The sequence below is a fragment of the Mesorhizobium sp. M7A.F.Ca.US.014.04.1.1 genome (assembly GCF_003998745.1).
Classification (GTDB): domain Bacteria; phylum Pseudomonadota; class Alphaproteobacteria; order Rhizobiales; family Rhizobiaceae; genus Mesorhizobium; species Mesorhizobium ciceri.
The window spans coordinates 1-3,820 of record NZ_RZRW01000541.1; the positions used below are offsets into that span (position 1 = coordinate 1).

The window sequence follows — 3,820 nt, forward strand, 5'->3', positions numbered from 1 at the left end:
TCATGATGGAGATTTCCTCGAACGTGGATTCGCGGTCGATTGCGGCCAGGGTAGAGAGCACCAGGGCGGATCGTGAAAGTCCGGCGGCCATTTCGGCGCGCGCTTCCCGGCTCATCAGCAGTTCGAACAGCGCCGGATAGGCGGTAAAAGGTGCACCGTTGGGATGATCGGTGGTGAAGAACACACGCCAGGGATCGTCGATCAGGAGAAAAAGCTCGAGCCCGATCGCCCACTGCATCGTGCCGTAGAAGTCCTTGCCATAGCTGTAGGGCACGATGCCGCCGCCATTGCCGTCACCGTCATGAATGACGGTCTTTTTCGGGTGTGCGCTGCCACGCGCCGAAAACTGCCGCATGACGTCGGAGGAGACCGTGACCGTCTGGCCGAACATCACCTGGCCGATATCGATGGTGACTTCCGGCGTCGCGTTGACCAGTTCGGCAAGCCGTGCGGCGGCAGAGGAAAACCCGCGTTTTCCTTCCGTGCCATAGCCATAGAACTGGAGGTGGGCGAGATGCAGCGGCAGTCCATCCGCCGCTGCAATCGTCGCAGCCGCCGTATCCGCCGATCCGGGGCTGCCCAGATTGTTGCAATGGACATGCAAGGGATGCGGCAAGCCAAGACTGTCGACGGCGGCCTGCAGCGTCTTGACGATCTTGCGCGAACTGACGCCATAGGAAGGCACGACATCATCCAGCGAGAAGGTGCGGACGTTCTCCTTGAAGGCGGCCGCCGCACCGGCGTTGATCACCTTGACCCCAAGCGCTCGCGTCGAAGCGACCGTCCAGGCGACATAGTCCTCGATCATCGTCCGGGGGGCGTCGTCGCGGATCATCGACAACAGGAAATCGTCGTTGCCGAGAATGGCAAGGGTCGCTTTGTCGATAATCGGGATGTCAGCCAGTTCGAGATGCGTGTGCAGCGCCGCTCCCGGCGACATCGCCGGCTCGACGACCGTCGTAAAGCCCATCTTTGCGTAGAGGCAGCCGGTCTGGAACGTCGACCAGCCGGCATTGGCGAGCGGCGTCATTGCTGGCCGCAGCTGATGGGCGGCATGCTGTTCGGGCAAGAGCAGCCGCGCGGTGTTCACATTGCCGCCACCGATGTGGGAGTGGATATCGATGGCGCCAGCCATCACGATGCAGCCGCTGGCTTCGACGGTCCGGTCGGCCGCCCCTCCCGCCGGCGCCGGAACGATCTTGTCGTCCTTGATCCAGAGGTCGCCTTTGCCGAGACGGCCGTTGACGGGATCGATGATGTCGCCGTCGGCGATTTTCGTCAGCATGGCAGTGGCTCGAGGAAAGCGTGGGTAGCGATCAGGCGGATGATCGTCGCGGCGGAGGGCAATTGCGAGGCCGCTTGCGCATCGATCGACCTGAGCGAGCCCGTGCGGCTGGAGTAGACAACCGCATCGTGATCGACCCCAGCCTCGCCGATGGCCATGGTGACTGCGGCGCCGGCAACCGGCTTTTCCGTTTTCGTCAGCACAATCAGCGCCATGCGTGCCCTTTTTTTCTGTAGTTGGGCCGTTGCGGCGGAGATCCGCAGGTGCAGGTCAGCTTCGCCGGCAGCGATCATGCGCTCCACATCGCAGCGCCAGGGATCGAATTCAGGGAGGCCGCGCGCAAAGCCGGTGCGCAGCGGAAAACCTGTCATCCAGGCCGAGGCGCGCGCGCTTCCCCACCCGTTTTCGCTCGCCGGCAGATAAAGGCCGGATGCGCGCGATTTGCGATTGAGATCGGCGATCAGTCCTTGCAGCATCTCCAATGCCAAGCCTTCGGCGGCGTGGCCTGAAAACAGGAACACGGGAAAATGCGCGGCCGCCAGAGCTTTGGCAAAATCATTGAAATTCGACACCGGTTGCGATGTACGCCGCCCTTTGTACTGTGCCCTCAGTGCCGCCAGCGTGGCGGTGAGGCTAGCTTGGCCACAGGAAAGTTGCGTTGCCTTGCGTCCGCCGTTCAGCGGCGGCACAGACATCCCGTTTGGGCCTACCACGAAGAACGCGCGCTGGTTGCCGGTCGAGAGGTCGGGAACCGTCCCGGCAAGTTCGCCGACAAGACCATGATGGATCCGCGGGAGCTCGCCCACGATCACCACGACATCGGCACGCCGGCGCGTCTCTCCGGGGGCGACGGTCATTGCCCCCTTGTCGGTAAAAAGCGCGGTCTCTCGGGCAAGTGCCGCACCATCGGCATGGTCGTATGCCGCGCCAGCCCGCTCAGCCAGCGCGATCGCCGCCCTCGTGCCATCTATATCCGTATCAAAGCTGAAAACCGGGCACCGACTTGACGACAATAGCGACGCGGCATGCGCAGCCGCGTGCTCAATCAGCGCTTCCCGGTTGCCGATCCAAGCAACCGCCATTCGCTAAACTACTTTCTGGTGCCGGCTCGATCCTAGACGAAACTGGATTGGCCGTGAACCCCACCCTGCAGCGGATCAGCGAATGTTTTCATACGCGTCAACAAATTCCGACCCTGCTTAGTCATATTTGACGTAAGCGAAGCGTTGATCGGTCAGTGGAGTGCCCTCCAGTGCCCCGCCTTCCTTGGCCGGCTGCCACTGGACAACGTCCTCGATCTTTTTCGCCAACTCGAAATCCTTGTCGGTAATGCCTTTCGCCGCGTGATTCGTCAGGCGCACCTCGACCCAGGCATAGGAGGCGGTGATATCAGGATGGTGCCACGCCGCCTCGGCGAGATGACCAACCGTGTTGATGACCATGAGCGTCGATTTCCAGCTGTGGGTCTTGTATTTGCGCCGGATCCAGCCGTTTTCATAACGCCATTTCGGCAACTCCTTCTCAAGCCGGTCGGCGATCTCGGCTTCCGAATAGACCTTTTCCTTGACTGTCTCGTTCATCTCGACCTCCGCGAATTGCTCGGTCTGTCACACGCCGGAGCCGGCAAACACGTATGCGTTCTCTTTGGCTTGCCCCATCGACGAAAACAGTTATCATGGTACCGGGCACCTAAACTTCCATGATGCATCCATGATGCACCCATCGGGGGGCAGATGTCGAATTCTGTTACCATACGAGTGCCCGCTCGCCTGCACCTTGGCTTCCTTGATCTCAATGGCGATGCTGGACGGCGGTTCGGCAGCGTCGGGCTTCCATTGAGCGAACCCGAAACCGTCGTCACCCTGTCGCGGTCCAGCGAGACCATCGTCGAAGGCTCCGAGAGCACCCGCGCCAGCGAGCATCTATCGACGCTCTGCAAGCATCTTGGCATTCGCGGCCAGCACCATCTGGTGGTAGAGCAGTCGATCCCCAGTCATGCGGGTCTGGGCTCCGGCACACAGATCGCCCTTGCCGTCGCCTCGGCGTTGCGCACGCTCCACAATCTGCCTCTGGACATCGCCGGCGACGCTAACCTGCTCGAGCGGGGCGGCCGATCCGGCATCGGCATCGCAAGTTTCGAAGACGGCGGCGTCATAGTCGACGCCGGCAAGAACGACCGCGGCGGAACGCCTCCGGTCGTCGCGCGGCTGCCGTTTCCGGAAGAGTGGCGCGTCCTCCTCATCCTCGACCATTCCGGGCATGGACTGCATGGAGCAGCCGAGGTTGCGGCGTTTCGCTCGCTGCCGCCATTCCCAACGGCAGGCAGTGGGGAGATCTGCCGGAGGGTGCTGATGGGCATAATGCCGGCTTTGGTCGAGCGGGACCTTCCGGCATTCGGCGCCGCCGTCACCGCGATACAGATGCTGATCGGCAGCCATTTCGCCCCGGCCCAGGGCGGCGTGTTCACCTCGAAGCGGGTCGAGATGGTGGCCCACTGTCTCAATGAAGCAGGCGCCGTCGGCATCGGCCAGAGTT

4 protein-coding genes are annotated in these 3,820 nt (G+C 62.3%); 1 reads left to right on the forward strand and 3 read right to left on the reverse strand.

What is annotated here, in order from left to right; genetic code table 11:
* The 3 genes from EOA22_RS27005 to EOA22_RS27015 all read right to left on the reverse strand — a co-directional run.
* Nucleotides 1-1,285 (reverse strand): formylmethanofuran dehydrogenase subunit A (locus EOA22_RS27005; RefSeq protein ID WP_127390342.1); only part of this gene is annotated, 1,285 nt, incomplete at its 3' end.
* Nucleotides 1,279-2,100, reverse strand: a complete 822-nt coding sequence (locus EOA22_RS27010; RefSeq protein WP_245478695.1) for a tungsten formylmethanofuran dehydrogenase — start codon at nucleotides 2,098-2,100, stop codon at nucleotides 1,279-1,281. The genes EOA22_RS27005 and EOA22_RS27010, both read right to left, overlap by 7 nt.
* Before the next feature lie 384 nt (nucleotides 2,101-2,484).
* Nucleotides 2,485-2,865, reverse strand: a complete 381-nt coding sequence (locus EOA22_RS27015; RefSeq protein WP_013532029.1) for a 4a-hydroxytetrahydrobiopterin dehydratase — start codon at nucleotides 2,863-2,865, stop codon at nucleotides 2,485-2,487.
* Nucleotides 2,866-3,018: 153 nt separating this feature from the next.
* Here EOA22_RS27015 and EOA22_RS27020 point away from each other — a divergent pair.
* The coding region (locus EOA22_RS27020; protein ID WP_127390344.1) for a beta-ribofuranosylaminobenzene 5'-phosphate synthase family protein at nucleotides 3,019-3,820 on the forward strand (802 nt) is incomplete at its 3' end.